This window comes from Streptomyces sp. NPDC055400 (assembly GCF_053644375.1).
Genome location: NZ_JBSHLM010000027.1, coordinates 23,471 through 38,862 on the forward strand (window position 1 = coordinate 23,471; position 15,392 = coordinate 38,862).

Below are 15,392 nucleotides of genomic sequence, written 5' to 3' on the forward strand. Positions count from 1 at the left end.
ACCGGAGCCTCAACCGTGGCCCGTGTACGAGATCAACTAGGGATTAGAGATGGGTTCTCAGCGACCGCTCACGGTGACGTTCATGCACAGTGAGCATCCACAACCGTGATCCGCAAACTGCCTCTCTCAAGATCCGCAAACAAGAATTCTCCACACCCTCCTGACCTGCATAGCTCAGACCAAGATCCGCAAACTAAAAGTCTCGGTCGCAGCTGTTGTGACTGAGCGCGATAGTTGGCCCGAACCGACAACTGTGATGCTCGAAGCGTGCGCAGGGGCACGATCCTCGAGACATGGAAATCGAGCTCCTGGTGGTGCCCGGCTGTCCCCGCCAACAGCTCGCTGAGGAGCTGTTGCGGCAGGCCCTGGCCACCACCGGCCTGGCCGCCACTGGCTTTCGCGTACGGGTCGTCGCCGACCAGGCCGAGGCTGAGTGGGTCGGTTTCATCGGCTCTCCGACGATCCTGATCAACGGCCGCACCCCGTTCGCCGAGCCCGGCACGGTCCCGGCTCACGCCTGCCGTGTCTACGCCACTGCCGCCGGTCCCGACGGGTGCCCCGCTGCCTACCAGCTCCGCAAGGCCCTCATCGAGGCGATGAAGGGAGCGTGACCTCGCCCGCTTCGGCAGGACCGAGAACGGAACGCGGGGGCCGGACGGTTGGTCCGGCCTTCGTTCGGCGGAGTGCGCGGCAAGGGGACCGCCGTTGTGCAGGGTGTGGACGAGCATCTGTGGCTGCTGCTCCCGCGGCCCGACGGGACCGGGCTACAGCGTCACGTGCTGAGGTTCCATCTGGAGGACGCCCTCGCCCGGCGCCTGGGGTCGCAGCCCAGTCGTCGGCACAGTCCGGCCTGGCGGGCTTCGTGGGGACCGAGCACCGCGGCGGCTGGTGCCGGATCGTAGGCTGCCGCCATGGCCGAGATCCAGAACCCGACACCCCGTGACGCCTTCGAGCTGCTGCTGGCCGGCAACCAGCGCTTTGTCTCAGGCACTCCGGAGCACCCGAACCAAGACGCCACTCGCCGCACCGAGATCGCTCCGTCCCAGCAGCCCTTCGCAGTGCTGTTCGGATGCGCCGACTCCCGGCTCGCTGCCGAGATCATTTTCGACCGCGGCCTGGGCGACCTGTTCGTCGTCCGTACCGCCGGACACGTCGCCGGCACCGAAGTACTCGGATCCATCGAGTTCGGCGTGAGCATCCTCAACGCCCCGCTGGTGGTCGTGCTCGGCCACGACTCGTGCGGCGCCGTCGCCGCGGCCCGCTCCGCCCTGGAGGACGGGCAGACGCCGGGCGGCTTCGTCCGCGACGTGGTTGAGCGCGTGACCCCGAGCGTGCTGGCGGCCCGGGCCGCCGGACGCGAGACGGCCGACGAGATCCTGGCCGAGCACATCGAGAACACCGTGGATCTGCTTCTGGAACGCTCCCGCGTCTTGGCCGAGCGGGTGGCCGACGGCCGCCTGGGCGTGGTGGGGCTGTCTTATCGGCTGTCCGACGGCAGCGCGCAGCTCGTCGCCTCTCGCGGTCTTGATGAGGCGGTTTCCACCAGGTCCTGACCGTCCCGGCTGCGGTCCCCGGCATGAAGCGCGCGATCGGTGGCCCCGTCGGACCACAGCCACAGAGCTCCGCCGAGTGCCCCCTGGCGCCCGGTCAGGCGGTGGGGCGGGGTCCTGCGGCGCGGCGGAGCCGGTTGGCGATCGCCAGTCCCAGACCGTCCTCCTGCGGCAGGGACGCGACGATGAGGTCGCATCCCTTCTGGTCGAGTTCGCGTAGGAACCCGTACAGCTCGCGTGCGTAAGCGGCCGGTGAGGCGGGGACTTCCACCACGGCGTGCGCCTTCACCTGGGCGTCGGCGAGCGAGGGAGGAAGGAAGACGCCCACCCGGTGCCCCAGTTCCGTCGCGAGGTCCGCTTCCATGACGACCTTCTCCGGGTCGACAAGGACGACTCGTGCGCTCGGCGCGTAGTGCGACGGGTGCTGGCCCGGGACCCGGACGCTGCTTGTCGAAGGGACCGTAAGCGGGTGCCCCAGCACCGCTTCGAGGTCCTCTCGTGCTACTCCGCCGGGGCGCAGGATGCTGGGGGTGGCGCCGGTTACGTCCACGATGGTGGACTCGACGCCCACCGTGCAGGGGCCGCCGTCCAGTACGAAGTCGACGGCATCGCCGAGCTCGGCCCGGACGTGGCCCGCTGTGGTGGGGCTGACTTGGCCGAAGAGGTTGGCGGACGGGGCCGTGACGCCGCCGCCGAAAGACTGCAGCAGTGCGAGCGCGACGGGGTGATCCGGCACGCGCACGGCGACCGTCTCCAGGCCACCGGTCGCTTCGAGAGGGACTCGGGATCCGCGCCGCAGGACCAGCGTGAGCGGCCCGGGCCAGAAGTGCTCGGCCAGCAGGCGTGCCGCAGGAGGCACCTCCTCGACCCAGTCGTCCAGCAGGGCAGCGCTGCCGATGTGGACGATCAGCGGATGGTTGGGGGGACGCCCCTTGACCTGGAAGATGCGCGCGACGGCGGCAGGGTCCTCGGCGTTGGCCCCCAGCCCGTACACGGTCTCGGTGGGGAGGGCCACCAGCCCACCGGCGCGCAGCACCCCGGCCGCCTTGTCAATATCAGTGGTTCTTGCCGTCACACCGGCAATCCTCTCACCGCCCGCTTTTCGGACTTCGGCGGCTGGGCGGGCCTGCGAATTGCGCACAGCCCATGCCGCGCCGGCCATCCGGCTGCTGGGCACGCTCAAGGGCCAACTATCGCGCTCAGTCACAGCTGTGAGTGAGTGCCGTACACGGCCCGCCTGGCCAAGTGCATGCTCATGTCCGGCAGCGTGAGCCGGAGCGGCAGGCGCCGTGGCGACGACGGCGGTCAGCTCGCGTCATCGGATCGGCTCGTTGTCAGAGCGTCGTGCCAGGGTGGTCGTGCCCGGCGGCGCCCTCACGAAGCCGATGCCGTCGCCGGGCTCTCTCGCGTCATTGCTTCGCACCCCCCATGGATCCTCGCGCCCGAGCCCTCGCGCAGGCAGGGCCCGCCGATTTGCAGAGCGTTCGAGCTGTCTGACACCGCGCTGGTCTGCCCGCTACCGTGGGACCACAGCCTTGCTATGGAGATCTGGAATGGGGGCCACAATGAGCGGTCACGACTGGAGCATCGACACCATCGTCCATGCCCTGCCGTCCCCCGACATGCGTCAACAGGCTCTGCGTGAAGTCCGCCTGGCACCCGTCGGCCAGCTCGACACCGTCGTCGCCAAGTGGCAGAAGATCGCAGCGCGGTGGGTTGACGTCGAGGCACCGAAGATCGAAGAAGCGAAGGCTCACTTCGAGAAGCACCGCGAAGCCCCCGCCCAGTTCAGCGACGAGACGAAGGACTCGCGGGCCGCGCATGTGGCGTGGCGTGAGCGCATGCGTGAAGCAGCGCGCGAGCGCGGTGCCGCGTGAGCTGGCTGTTCGCCGTCACCGAGCACACCCAGCGGACGATCGACGGCCTCCCTTTCGAGGCGCAGCTCGCTCTCATCGTGCTGATGATGCCCTGGAGATCGACCCCTACGCTGTGTCCGAGGCGTACGGCATCGACGACAAGGTGACCCGCGAGGCACCGTTCGGTGACTTCGGGCTTCTGGTCATGTTCGTCAATCCGCTCACGGAGCGGATCACGCCGTTGTCCTTCACCTGGACCGGCTGAATCCGGCGAACGCTCACAGGTGCTCCATGGGCCCTGGCGACTTGCGTGTATCCCGACGTGACGGCGTGCGCGGCCTGCACCGTGCACGGACAGCCGGACTGTGGCTCGGTCTTCTCCCATGAAGAGACCGGGCCACACGACTGTCCAGCGTGGTTGTCAGTGCCTGCTGCAAGCCTGGGGCAGTGGGTTCCTCGACCGACGGCGGCCGAGGAACCCTCTTGTCCAGATCATTTCTGAAGGACGAGACAGCGCAGGCCGCCCGGCTCCAGGTCATACCAAGCACCGCTGCTCCAACCTGTCAGGATTGCGCCGACGTCCTCGCCGGCCCCGCGCCCCAACGCCAACCGCGCGCTGGGGCCGACACATTCGCGCAGCGCCCTGGAGACGTAGCTCAGTCTTTGCTGGAGGTCTCCGAGATGAATCCGCCGGTGATCGCGTCCAGCTCTACCTCCCACAGGTCACGCGAGGAGAAGAACAGCGTGGCCATTGCCTCCAACGAGTCCTTCTCCGGCTGGACCAAGGCCTTCACCGACCCCCCGCTCTGCGCGGCCATCGTGGACCGCCTCACCTTCGGCGCCAACATCATCGAGACAGGAACCGATTCCTACCGCCTCGCCACCACCCGAGCCCGACAGGAGCAGGCATCTTGACCAGCGCTAGGTTGATCGCCACAGGTCGAACTGAGGACGGGCATGGACAACTGGGACTTTCGCGAGTGGCAGGCAGCGCTCAGCGCTCTTGACGGCCGTGGGGCGGCGCTGGTGGGTCTGGCAGCTGCTGAACGGATCTCCGGGTGTCTTGGCGATGAGCGTTTCCGCCGGCACGGCAGTTCGGGATCCGAGATCGTCACCGAGCTACTCCGGAAGTGCTGGACTGACGCCGCCAACGGGGAAAAGTCGTCCCCGGCTGAGTTCCAAACGCTGATTGATCAGTTGGCTGATTGGTCCCGCGAGTACACGGATCGGTCGCTGGCCGAACTGTTCCGTTCGTATGGGACACCGATCGGAGAGGGCGGCGACGACGAGGACGAGGACGAGGACGCTGTTGACCTGGACGACTTCATGGACGAGGCGGTGCCCGAAGGCGCCGCAATGGCGCATCTCGACGCTCTGAACGCTGTCTCGGAAGCTGTTGCTGCCTGCGCGGGAGGACCCCGGGACGGTGCCCTTCGCTGTCTGCAGACGGCCGCGATGGCTGCAAGGCAGGGCGATCCTCGGCTTCCTGGGCCGGGCGTCGAGCTGCAGCGGCAACGTGAGGATCTTGAGCTCGTTCGGGCCTCCAACACCAACGAGCGGGGCCCCGCGGTGGCTGAGCTCCGGGCTCGCGCCGAGGCGGATGCGCGCGGATGGAAGCAGGCCACCGAGCAACTCGACCTTCTGCACAACTGATCGAAGTCGCCAGACACACCTGAGTGCCGACGGGCCGGAGGAGTTGCTATCCAGGTCCGGCCCGTCCGTTCGTCTCTACAGGTCGAGCTGATACTGGAGTGTCGTGTGCGTGGGCACGTAGCCGAGGCTGTCGCTGATGTGTCTCATGTGCGTGTTGCTGTCGGCGGTGTCGGTCAGGAGCCCGCCGAGGTCTGGGTAGTGGCCGTGGGCTTGTCGGATCGCCTCGGCCTTCATCCATCGGCCGAGACCATGCCCGCGGTGCTCGGGCAGCACGCCGGTGCCGTAATGCTGGGCGTCACCAGTGCCGCCGCCGGGGACGACGAGTTCGGTGAACCCGGTGATCGAGCCGTTGGAGGTGTCGATGGCGACGACGGTGTGCAGGTGGTCGCCGCGCTGTTCGACGGCCTTCGCCGCAGCCCGGACCCGGTCCACGTCCCAGGCCGTGGTGCCGTGGTCGGTGGCTTCCATGGGCATGTCGTCCATGGCGCGGCGTGAGGCGGCGAACGTCTGGGCGAGATCGTCGGGGACGGTTCCCTGCCATGACGCCAGCCGGTAGCCGGGATGCGGACGCTCGATGATCTCGGCGAGGGCGGTGGTGTCCACGTTGGCCAATGGCAAGCGGGCGAACCTCAGGGTGAGGACCTTGCGGAAGCTGTGAGCCGGCAGGAAGTTCTCGCCGGGCGATCCGGCTTCGGCCTGCGCGACGACGCAGCGTCGGGTGTTGTCCCGGGCGGCGGCCACGGCAGTGTCGAGGAGCCGGGAGCCGACGCCCTTGCGGCGCTCCACGGGATGGACGTGGAGGGTCAGTTCGGCCAAGTGCTCTTGTCCGCCATCGAACAGGCGCAGAAAGGCCGTCCCGACAGGGTTGGCATCGGCGTCGGACGCCAGCCATGCGAGACGCCGGCTGTGTGCCCCGTGAGTGGGGTCGGTCAGTGGGGTGATGCGGAGCGACAAGGTGTTGTCTCCGTCGTGAGGAGGTGGCAAAGGTCCGTACGCGGGCTCAACTGCTCGGCACTCCTGCGCATGTGCTCCACACCTCCTCGTCGACGTGCCGGTCCGGAACATGGACGGCTGGGAGAACTTAGCTGGCCCATCAGCTCCGTGGCAAAGGGTTAACTGAATGCTGCTGCGACCGTGGTCACAGCCACTCGTTGATGGCTGCGACCAGCACGGTTGCCTCATAGCGAACGGCGAGCTTGTCGTACCTTGTGGCCACGGCCCGGTGGCGCTTGAGGCGATTGATGCCGCACTCGACCGCGTGCCGCTCGCGGTAATCGGTCTTGTCGAACGTCGGAGGCCGGCCGCCGCGGGAGCCAAGCTTCTGGTGGTTTCGGATCTGGTCCTTCTTCTCCGGGATCGTGCACCGGATCCCGCGTCGGCGCAGGTAGGCGCGGTTCCTCCGGGAGCCGTACGCCTTATCCGCACGCACCTTGTCGGGCCGTGTGCGGGGACGTCCCAGCCCCAGCCGGGGGACTCGGATCCGCTCCAGGACCGGTTCGAACTGAGGAGAGTCCCCGCGCTGTCCGGCCGTAATCACGATTGACATGGGTTTCTGCCCCTGCTCGACCGCAAGATGAACCTTGGTGGTCAGCCCGCCTCGCGAGCGCCCGAGACCGTGGTCGTCCGGCTCGACCTCGACACCGCCGGGCGACTCCTTCTGAAGATCCCCCTTTTGACCGCCCCGCCAGCGTGCTGATGAGCGCGGCACACCGTTGAGTCGACGCTGACATCCCAGGTGATCAGGCCATTCGCGTCGGCTTGGGCCTGCAGTTCGGTGAAGACTCGCTTCCAGGTGCCGTCACGCTGGCGGCGCCGGAATAGGTCGTAGACCCGATCCCACGGCCCGTACCGATCGGGGACATCCCGCCAGGGTGTCCCGGCCCGGGTCCGCCACCGTATGCCGTCAATCAGCTGCCGCCTCGGCCATATCGGCGGCCTGCCGGACTTCTTGCCTTTCGGCAACAACGGCTCCAGCCTGGCCCACTGCTCGTCCGTCAGATCTCCACGCGCCACAGCGCGTGATCATTTCACGACCAAGATCGACTTTCACAACAGGCCTTAGCCGCAGGATCAGCCAGGGGCGTCGATCGACGTAGCGGAGGATGCCCGTGAACGATTCGGGTCGCCCTGCCTGCCCAAGACTCGCGTGCTTCATAGCCGGACCGTACCGGCCTGGGGCATGAGTTGGGGAGAGTGGCAATGGGGCGATGGCGGACGGGATGGGTGCCGGTACACCTGCCACGATGCGCTGGCTCGCGAACGGCGCCCCCTCCATCCCAGAGTCTGAGCGCCCCCGCCGGAGGCATGGCCATGGTCTGGGTCCGCATCATGCGGTGATCGCCGATTGGCCTTCGGCCCTATCCATGTGTGGGCGGGCGTCGGCGCAGCCGGGGCTTGATGAGGAAGAGAAACCTGTAACAGCTCGGCCGCTAGTAGGTGGTGCCGGTGACCTTCCGGCCGTCACGGGAGCGCACAAGGATGCAGAGTCCTGGCGCTCGAACCTGACCGAAACGCGGAGCAAAGTGGCCCGGAGCGAACTCGCACTCTCAGCTTGGGAAGCGACGGCGCTTGAATAGGGTCCATGGTTCTGACCTGCGCATATACCTTCCCTGTGTGGTAGCTTCGAAGGTCGGATCGCGCTTCTGTTGACCGTGGTTGTCCGCCCTTATGGGCACGCATTGGGCACGGCTTCGGCCCAGGTGGTTTGGCGATGCCTTCACGCCCACGGCGGATGCAGCAGGCGTAGAGCCCGACTGGGCGCGTGCGACCACTGCTGCGTGCGCAAACGGACGACTGCGACGGACCGGCTGTGGAGAGTCACTGGCCGAGATCCTCGTACTCCTTCGCGGGCATGCCGATGTCCGAGAAAATGTCCCATGCCTGCTGCCTCATCAGTTCAGCGGCAGCGCCGTCGGTCTTCCGGTGGGCGCGGGCGAGTGCCATGAGGGTGTGGGCCTCACCGGGGCGGTGGCCGGTCTCGCGATGGATGGTCAGCGCCTCTCGGCCTAACTCGGTTGCTGTGGTATGTGCTTCCTCGGATGCCGCTATGTCGCACAGGACAGTCAGCGCCTGACCCTCGACCACGCGGAAGGAGTGGGCGCGTGCCAGGGCAAGAGCCTGCTCGGCGTGGGCGCGGGCCTCGTCGTTACGGCCTGTGTCTTTGAGGGTGCGCGAGAGGCCCACGAGGCTGTCCGCCTCAGGGCGTCTGTATCTCGACTCGCGGGACAGGGCAAGCGCCTGCGTGCCGAGCCGGATCGACCGGTCGAAATGTGCCAGGTGCCGGTGGGCAGTGGCCACCGTGTTGAGGATGCTGCCCTGAATCCAGCGCCGCCCTTTGTCCTTCGCCATGCCAAAGGCGCGCATGGCCTGTTCCAGCGCCTCGTCGTGTCGGCCGAGTGCAATATTGATCTTGGCAACGGCGTCGAGCACCGTGGCGTGGGCGGTGCGGTTCCCGTTCCTCTCGTCGGCGGTGACCTTGGGCACGAGGACCTCAAGGCCGTCGGTCAGACGGCCGAGTTCCCAGTACACCCAACCCAGATTCTGCAGAGCCAGGCTGTCGTCCCACCAACTGATCTGTTTGTTTCGGATGATGGCCACTTCGAGCTGCTCGGCAGCCTCGTGCAGTCGGCCCAGATCCCGGCAGGTCAGACCGATGACGACCAACCCCAGAGTTTCAAGGTAGAGATTTCCGGCTTCACGGGCGATCCGCATACCGGTGGTGACATGCTCGTGCGCACTGTCGAGGCGAGCCATGTTCCATTCCGCCTGGCCTCTGCCGCCGAGAGCCGCTGCCTCGCCCGTCGCCCAACCGAGCTCCCGGCTGATCTCCAGTGCGCGGGAGTGATGCTCAAGTGCTTGGCCGGCATCCCCACGGTCCGATTGGATCAGTCCAAGGCTGATGTGCATGGCTGCCTGGCCGAACAGGTTGCCTTCGGCTGTGGCCGCGTCCAGCGCTGTCTGCGCGGTGGCCTGCCACGCCGCTCGCGGTAGCTGAAGCCAGAAGTAGCCGAACAGCGCGTTGACCATGTGCCATGCGACGGGGCGGGGACCATGGTGGGCGGCATGGTTGATGAGGGCGAGCAGGTTGGCCCTTTCCGCGTCCAGCCATCGTGAGGCTCCGGTGGAGGAAGGCAGGCCCGGTTGACCGCCGTGGCCGAGGTCGCGGGGCAGTTTCGGGAAGAGCCAGGTTCCCCCGACCGCGCGCGCCGCGTGCAGGTACCAGGTCAGGAGCCGTTCCAGTGCGAAGTCGCGATCAGGCGCCGTCTCCTCCGCCTGCGCGCACTCCTGCGCGTACTCGCGGAGGAGATCGTGGAACCGGTACCGGCCCACCGTCACCGGTTCGATCAAGTGGGCGGCGGTCAAGGTGCTGAGCAGGCGTCGTGCCTGCTGCAGTGGTGCGTCCGCGAGCGCTGCCGCGGCCTCGGCGGTGAATTCCGCCCCGGGGAACAGGCCAAGCAGACGGAAGAGTCGTCGCGCGGCCGGTGCAAGGATCTGATACGACACGGAAAAGGCCGTGCGCAAGGGGGAGTTGGCGTCGCCGTCCGGCTCCAGGGCCGCCAGCCGATTGCCCTCGGTCATGTCGGCGACCAGGTCGGCCGGACGTAAGCCCGGATCCCCCACCAGGCGGGCGGCGGCCACCCGCAGCGCCAGCGGAAGGCTGCCACACAGCCGGATCAGCTCGTCCACCGCGTGCTCATCGGCGGCGACGCGCTCCGCGCCGAGGGTCCGGCTGAGCAGCGCGCGGGCCTCGTCCGGCTGGAGCAGGTCCAGCGGCAGGGCGTGGGCGCCGTCGTGGGCGACGAGGTCACCGAGCCGGTTACGGCTGGTGACGACGACGGAGCAGGTCGGGCTGGACGGCAGCAGCGGACGTACCTGCTCGGCCGAGGCCGCGTTGTCCAACAGGACGAGCATGCGCCGGTCGGTCAACAGGGTCCGGTACACGCGGCTCTGGGCTTCGTGGTGCGGGGGGATTTCGGATGCCGCGAGCCCGAGGCTGCGCAGCATCAGTTCGAGGGCCTCGCGGGCCTCGAGGGGCTGCCGGTCGTGGTCGAAGCCGTGGAGGTTCACGTAGAGCTGGCCGTCGGGGAAGCGATTACGCACCTGGTGCGCCCAGTGCACGGCCAGCGCGGTCTTGCCGATGCCGGCGGCGCCGCCGATGGCGGAGATGACCACGGTGTTCGCCGCTCCCCGCTCCTGCTCGGGCGGAAGCAGCGCGTGGAGCCTGGCGAGTTCGCCGGTGCGGCCGGCGAACCCCGGTGCGTCGTGGGGGAGTTCGGCAGCAACGGCACTCTCGCGCAGCATGGAGCGCGTCGGCGGACGCAGAATGAAGGCGTCGTCCTGGTGCAGCACCGCTTCGTGGACCCGGCGCAGTTCCTCACCAGGATCCGCTCCCAGCTCGTCCCGCAGCCGTACGCGCATGTCCTCGAAGGCGTTCAGTGCTTCCGCCTGACGGCCGCAGCCGTACAGGGCCCGTATGCGCAGGGCCGTCAGTGACTCGTCGTAGCGGTCGGACGCCGACGACACCCTACCGAGGTCGTCGAGGGCCTCGGCGCAACGGCCCAGCAGAACCAGGCACTTGAGCCACTCCAGCCGGAGTGTCCGGCGACGTTCGTCCCATCGTTGCCGCTCCTCCTGCGCGAAGGGCCCCGGCAGGCCGGCCAGCGGCTCGCCCCGGAACAACTCGATGGCCGCGGACAACTGATCGGCTGCGGTGGCCAGATCGCCGGATGCGATGGTCAGCATCGCCTGGCTGCCCCGCTCCTCCAGATCCGCCGTGTCGAGCCGAACCCCCTCGACGACGAGGCGGTACCAGCCCTTTCCACTGCGGATCACCGACTGCGCGGGCTCGGTGCCTTCCGGATCGAGCGCCCTGCGCAGCGAGTTGACGTGAGTCGGCAGCACCTTGCGACCGCCCGCGGGCGGCTCCATCCCCCACACTGCGTCGAGCAGCCGGTCATGACTCACCACGGCCCCTTGGCGCAGCAAAAGCGCAGCCAGTACCGCCTGCCGCTTGATCGGACCCAGCTCCAGGGGTGTTCCACCCCGCCATGCCTGTAACGGCCCGAGCGCCTCGAATCGAAGCAGCTGAGGAGATCCGCCGTCCACCGAGAAGCCTCCGCTTCCGTAAGTCATCGAAATTTCATCAGTATTGCAGCACCTCCGGCCAGGGTGATGGACACGACATCGCACAACCCGCACAACCCAAAGGGGCCCGAGTGACCGAAGTGGAGTTGGTGGCCACCGCGTTGGCCACAGGAGCGGTGGCCGGGCTCCCCGACACCTCGCGCGGAGTCGTCCACGACCTCTACGCCGCGCTGAGAGAAGCAGTCCGCCGACGGTTGGCCGGTGTCGGCGGTCATGGCGTGCGGGGCGGCTATGGCGTACGGGTACTGGACGCGTACGAGGCCGATCCCGACGTGTGGTGGACCCGGCTGCTCCAGGTCCTGACGGCCTCCGGGACGGAGATGGACGACGAGACCCTCGCGGCAGCCCGCGCCGTGCTCCGTGCGGAGCGCCGGACAGGGCACATCGCCGTGGATGCGGTCGGCTCATGATGCAGTGGGCGACCTTTGCGGCCACGCTGCCGGGTGTGGGTGTCGCCATGGGGACCTCGCTGCTGGAGGCACGCAGGGATCACCTCGAGCCGGTGTGGGAGACCCGCAGACACATGTACGACGTGGCGTCCGAGTGGTGCGGGACTCGGCGTGATCTGTGCGCGGGCTCCTCGCCGTGCCGACCTGGCGTAGCGCATCCGGACTCTGGCGATCGAGAGTGCCGGGGGACGAAGAGTGGAGAGTCTGTGGTTGCAGTTGCACGGGGTGGAAACGGCCGGCGTCGTCGACCGAGGCGGCGAACAGGGCCCGGCGCGCGGGGAGCGTCAACCGAAGTGTGTCGGCGAGGTGTTCGGCGACGGCGGTGCTGGGGACGCGCTGCTCTGCCTCGAGGCGGGATTCGTCCTCGGTCGTGCCGCCGGATATGTTCCGGTTCCCGCCATTTTGACGGCTCATGGAGTCGAGTTCCGCGACAGGGGGCATACGTGCACGAGATCGACGTTCTACTTGGCCAGATCGTTCCGGCGATCGGCGCTGCAGCCGGGGCCTACGGCGTCGCCGTACTGACCACGGCGGAGGACCAGGCAGCCGGGGCGACGGTACGACTGGGCCGGCGACTGCTCGACCGGATCCTGAACAGGGGCGCAGGTGACGCCGATCCGGCGCCGGTTCGAGCCGCCGTGATCGAACTGGCCGGGGCCGCCGGGGATCCGGATGCGATGGCGGCACTGCGCTTCCAGCTCAGAAAGTTGCTGACGAACGAGCCGGACCTCGCCGCCGAACTGTCAACACTGCTCCCCGAGGGCCCGGCCGTGCAGGCGTCCGGCGCACGCGCCGTCGCCATCGGCGGGACCAACTCCGGGATCGTCGCCACCGGCGACAACGCGACGAACGTCCAACGCCGATGAGTGGCGGAACCGATCCGCAGGAGCCGTACGAGGATCTCCCGGCGGCGAACGCCGACGAGTCCGCCGGTGGCAGCTTGGTCGTAATCGAAGGCTCGAACCATGGCATCGTGAACATCGGTGACAACGCCTTCAACGTCATCTATGACAAGGGCCAGTTCGCCGAGATCCGCAGCGTGATGGAGTTGCCGCTGCTGACCGCGCCGGTACTGACCGACACGTCACCGGCCGAGCTGTTCGGCCGGGCGGCGCTCGTGGAACAGGTCACCGATCAGCTGGCCGCCGGTCGCAGTGTGCAGCTGTACGGCCAAGAAGGTGTCGGCAGGAAGGCGATCACCCAAGCGGTGCACCAACGGCTGGCCGCGCGGGGAACGCGCGGCCACGTCCTGCTGCCCGACGGAGGTGGGGGCGATACCCTTCAGACCCTGTACGACCGCTTGGCCAAGGCGTTCTTCGGCAAGGGGTTCCTGCGTCAGGTCGACGAGACCATGCTCCGTGCCGCCGTCGCCGAAGCCGCCGTACACATCACCGTCGTCGACAGCACGCTCAGCCGTGAGGACATGTCCAGGCTGTTGGGGACGTTCGGCAGCTGTACGTTCCTCTTCACCTCCCCGTACCGGACACTGCCCGCCCCTGGCGTTGCTCACCATGTCCAGCCCCTGGGCCGCGACGCCGCGACTGAGCTGCTCAGCGCCGGGCTCGGGCTGCAGCTCGACCCGACCGGCCTGCGAAACCTGCAGTTCGACCACGCATACTCCGCGTCCCGGGGCTGGCCCCAACGCCTGCTCCAGTACGCGGAGTTCATCAAGGGCTCCGACGAGTGGCGCACCAGGGCCAGCGAGGGGCCCTTCGACCAGCCACCCGAGATCGATCCCAGCGGCGAGTTGACCCCGCAGCACCAGGCCGAGACGCTGGCTGTCGCCCTGAGTGAGCCCGCCCGGCAGGTGCTGGTCGCTCTGGCGACCTTCAACACACCGCTGGCACCGGCATGGTTCGTGGCGATCACAGGAAACCCTCAGTCGGCGGACTCGGCGCCGGAGCTGTACGACAGACGTCTGGTGACGCGAGAGGGCGATGCCTACCGGATTACCCGGGACGCGGTGGCCGCGGTGATCCGTCAGGATTGGGCCCGGACGGACGCGCGTACCGCGGCGGACGGCCTGACGACTCAGCTCGCCGGAGCGGACACTCAGCCGCCGCCGGACCCACATCTGCTGCTGGCCGTCGCGCGGAGGCTGGAGGACACACGACAGTGGGCGACGGCCGCGCGGTTCGCGAGGATCACCGCACCGCTCGCACTGAGATCCGGCCGCAGGCAGACGGCTCTTCAGCTGTACGCCCTGGGCAAGAAGGCGGCCGGATTGGGCGGAACGGCCACGGACGTCGACTACTTCGTCCACACCGAGGAGCAGGCACGCAACCTGCTGGAAGGCGACCGGGTCGCGGTGGCCGCGACACTGTCGGCGTTGTCGCTGCTCGCCGTGCACACTGGCCAGACCGAAGCCACCACCAGCCAGGCGGTACAGGCGGTCGGCCACACAGCACGTGCCGCGCGGGAAGCGAGCCGCACGGCCCGCCTCGCCGCGAAACTCGCGCAGGGCAAGGCCGCGGCCGCGGCGGCCGCCGGTGCCGTGGTCGTGGGCGGAACCGCGGCCGTCGTCATGGCGACCACCGGCGGAAGCGGACAGCCTGCCGGCTGCACCGAGGTCACGCAGGCGTTCAGCGCCTACCACGCCCGGTCGGATAACCTGAGGACCTACGACGAACTGGTGACCACCGAGCGGCAGATGGCGACCGACCTGGACACCGCGGCAGGTAAGGCGACTGCCCCCAAGGTACAGTCCGCGATCAAGGCCGAGGTGACCGACTGGAACACCAAGGCCGACACGGCTCAGGCCGATGGCGACAAGAACAGGGCCGCGACCTATCCCATGCATCCCAAGGTCGAAGCGGCCCTCGTCAGCAGTGCATCGCTGGCGGAGGAGACCGGCAGCGCCGCCCGGCTCATGGGTTCCGCATGCCCCGACATGTTGAAGGGGTAATCCCGTTGCGGAGTCGTTCCACTCGGTCCAAGCAACTTGAGAGCCTCACAGCCCAGCAAACCCTGGTCGACACGTTGGGTCTGGTGCACAGCGGTCGTCGAATGGCAGCTCACTGGCTTCGTTCACACAGGTCGCGGAACAGGCTGGGGCAGCTGCCGTCTGCCAACGTCTGTTCTGCTGGAGTCCAGCGCGACCGACCCGCGATTGTCCATTCTGCGCGCCGACCGCCCCCACCCCGTCAGTACCGACGTCTTCCGAGCCCTCGATCTTCCGCGCGTCCAGATGACTCAGGCAGAGGGGACCGCCATGCAAACCATCCGGGACAGCATGGCAACCGCGATGCCGCCAGACCTCCACCCCCTACGAGGCCCACGCGCCTATGAAGGAGCTTGGGCTCGGGGACGAAGGGCCCAGCAGGGTGCCTAGAACGCCGCTTCTCCCAGGCTCCCCGCAGCTAATGGTGTCCGTCGAACCTGGTTGCCAGTGGCTCGCCTAGGCACTGTTTCTCGGATCTCCTGACATGAGTGGGGAGTTGGAGCCAGGCTGGCGGTATGGGCCGTGGAGATCTGACGAACGCGGAGTGGGATCGGCTGGAGTCGTTCTTACCTCGTGGTGGCACCCGTGGGGGCCGGTGGAGCGATCACCGTCGGGTGATCAACGGGGTCCTCTATCGGGTGCGGACGGGTGTGCAGTGGCGGGACCTGCCGGAGCGGTTCGGGCCGTGGGAGACCGTCTATAATCGGCATCGCCGCTGGTCAGCTGATGGAACATGGGCAATGTTGCTGTCGAGGGTTCAGGCCGCTGAGGACCACGCGGGTCGGATCGACTGGGACGT

At 68.0% G+C, this 15,392-nt stretch carries 14 protein-coding genes and 1 pseudogene; 10 read left to right on the plus strand and 5 right to left on the minus strand.

Features of this window, described 5'->3' with window-relative positions:
• Positions 1 to 293: 293 nt before the first annotated feature.
• On the plus strand, positions 294 to 611 hold the full coding sequence (locus tag ACWIGU_RS43795; protein WP_454407500.1) for a hypothetical protein: 318 nt from the start codon (positions 294 to 296) through the stop codon (positions 609 to 611).
• Between the two features lie 300 nt (positions 612 to 911).
• A complete protein-coding gene (locus ACWIGU_RS43800) occupies positions 912 to 1,553 on the plus strand; it encodes a carbonic anhydrase (protein WP_454407501.1) in 642 nt (213 codons plus the stop codon).
• Positions 1,554 to 1,647: 94 nt separating this feature from the next.
• Here ACWIGU_RS43800 and ACWIGU_RS43805 read toward each other — a convergent pair whose 3' ends face one another.
• Positions 1,648 to 2,625 (minus strand): L-threonylcarbamoyladenylate synthase, encoded by a 978-nt coding sequence (locus ACWIGU_RS43805; RefSeq protein ID WP_454407502.1) that lies wholly within the window; start codon positions 2,623 to 2,625, stop codon positions 1,648 to 1,650.
• 478 nt (positions 2,626 to 3,103) lie between these two features.
• On the opposite strand from ACWIGU_RS43805, the gene ACWIGU_RS43810 reads away from it, so the two are divergent.
• The 4 genes and pseudogenes from ACWIGU_RS43810 (at position 3,104) to ACWIGU_RS43825 (ending at position 5,059) form a co-directional block, all read left to right on the plus strand.
• On the plus strand, positions 3,104 to 3,427 hold the full coding sequence (locus ACWIGU_RS43810; RefSeq protein ID WP_454407504.1) for a hypothetical protein: 324 nt from the start codon (positions 3,104 to 3,106) through the stop codon (positions 3,425 to 3,427).
• A gap of 112 nt (positions 3,428 to 3,539) precedes the next feature.
• Positions 3,540 to 3,671, plus strand: a complete 132-nt coding sequence (locus tag ACWIGU_RS43815) for a hypothetical protein (protein ID WP_454407505.1) — start codon at positions 3,540 to 3,542, stop codon at positions 3,669 to 3,671.
• A gap of 461 nt (positions 3,672 to 4,132) precedes the next feature.
• A pseudogene (locus tag ACWIGU_RS43820) lies at positions 4,133 to 4,321 on the plus strand (ATP-binding protein); the annotation flags it as partial.
• 42 nt (positions 4,322 to 4,363) lie between these two features.
• Positions 4,364 to 5,059 (plus strand): hypothetical protein, encoded by a 696-nt coding sequence (locus ACWIGU_RS43825; protein ID WP_454407506.1) that lies wholly within the window; start codon positions 4,364 to 4,366, stop codon positions 5,057 to 5,059.
• 75 nt (positions 5,060 to 5,134) lie between these two features.
• Here the strand turns inward: ACWIGU_RS43825 and ACWIGU_RS43830 are convergent, their stop codons facing one another.
• The 4 genes from ACWIGU_RS43830 to ACWIGU_RS43845 form a co-directional block, all read right to left on the minus strand.
• Entirely contained in the window at positions 5,135 to 6,013 is an 879-nt protein-coding gene (locus ACWIGU_RS43830; protein WP_454407507.1) for a GNAT family N-acetyltransferase, read from the minus strand.
• A 184-nt stretch (positions 6,014 to 6,197) separates the two neighbouring features.
• A protein-coding gene (locus tag ACWIGU_RS43835) for an IS5 family transposase (protein ID WP_454407508.1) occupies positions 6,198 to 7,072 on the minus strand; the annotation gives its coding sequence in 2 pieces (ribosomal slippage) (positions 6,198 to 6,682 and positions 6,682 to 7,072; 876 coding nt in all).
• Positions 6,963 to 7,214, minus strand: a complete 252-nt coding sequence (locus ACWIGU_RS43840) for a hypothetical protein (RefSeq protein WP_454407519.1) — start codon at positions 7,212 to 7,214, stop codon at positions 6,963 to 6,965. Before ACWIGU_RS43840 ends, ACWIGU_RS43835 begins: the two co-directional genes overlap by 110 nt.
• A gap of 662 nt (positions 7,215 to 7,876) precedes the next feature.
• On the minus strand, positions 7,877 to 11,164 hold the full coding sequence (locus tag ACWIGU_RS43845; protein ID WP_454407509.1) for a BTAD domain-containing putative transcriptional regulator: 3,288 nt from the start codon (positions 11,162 to 11,164) through the stop codon (positions 7,877 to 7,879).
• A gap of 110 nt (positions 11,165 to 11,274) precedes the next feature.
• Between ACWIGU_RS43845 and ACWIGU_RS43850 the strand changes: the two genes are divergently transcribed.
• From ACWIGU_RS43850 to ACWIGU_RS43865, 4 genes are all read left to right on the plus strand, one after another.
• Positions 11,275 to 11,613 carry a hypothetical protein gene (locus tag ACWIGU_RS43850; RefSeq protein ID WP_454407510.1) on the plus strand — a complete coding sequence of 113 codons (339 nt, stop codon included), beginning with the start codon at positions 11,275 to 11,277 and terminating at the stop codon, positions 11,611 to 11,613.
• A 482-nt stretch (positions 11,614 to 12,095) separates the two neighbouring features.
• Positions 12,096 to 12,518 carry a hypothetical protein gene (locus tag ACWIGU_RS43855; protein ID WP_454407511.1) on the plus strand — a complete coding sequence of 141 codons (423 nt, stop codon included), beginning with the start codon at positions 12,096 to 12,098 and terminating at the stop codon, positions 12,516 to 12,518.
• A complete protein-coding gene (locus ACWIGU_RS43860; RefSeq protein WP_454407512.1) occupies positions 12,515 to 14,557 on the plus strand; it encodes a hypothetical protein in 2,043 nt (680 codons plus the stop codon). Before ACWIGU_RS43855 ends, ACWIGU_RS43860 begins: the two co-directional genes overlap by 4 nt.
• A gap of 551 nt (positions 14,558 to 15,108) precedes the next feature.
• Positions 15,109 to 15,392, plus strand: a 284-nt coding sequence (locus ACWIGU_RS43865) for a transposase (protein WP_454407513.1), incomplete at its 3' end; no start/stop codon positions are given.

Excerpts from the sequence above, each read along its gene's own strand:
- ACWIGU_RS43800 (WP_454407501.1), top strand. The coding sequence starts at position 912 with ATGGCCGAGATCCAGAACCCGACACCCCGTGACGCCTTCGAGCTGCTG.
- ACWIGU_RS43810 (WP_454407504.1), top strand. The coding sequence starts at position 3,104 with ATGGGGGCCACAATGAGCGGTCACGACTGGAGCATCGACACCATCGTC.
- ACWIGU_RS43825 (WP_454407506.1), top strand. The coding sequence starts at position 4,364 with ATGGACAACTGGGACTTTCGCGAGTGGCAGGCAGCGCTCAGCGCTCTT.
- ACWIGU_RS43795 (WP_454407500.1), top strand. The coding sequence starts at position 294 with ATGGAAATCGAGCTCCTGGTGGTGCCCGGCTGTCCCCGCCAACAGCTC.
- ACWIGU_RS43840 (WP_454407519.1), bottom strand. The coding sequence starts at position 7,214 with ATGAAGCACGCGAGTCTTGGGCAGGCAGGGCGACCCGAATCGTTCACG.
- ACWIGU_RS43860 (WP_454407512.1), top strand. The coding sequence starts at position 12,515 with ATGAGTGGCGGAACCGATCCGCAGGAGCCGTACGAGGATCTCCCGGCG.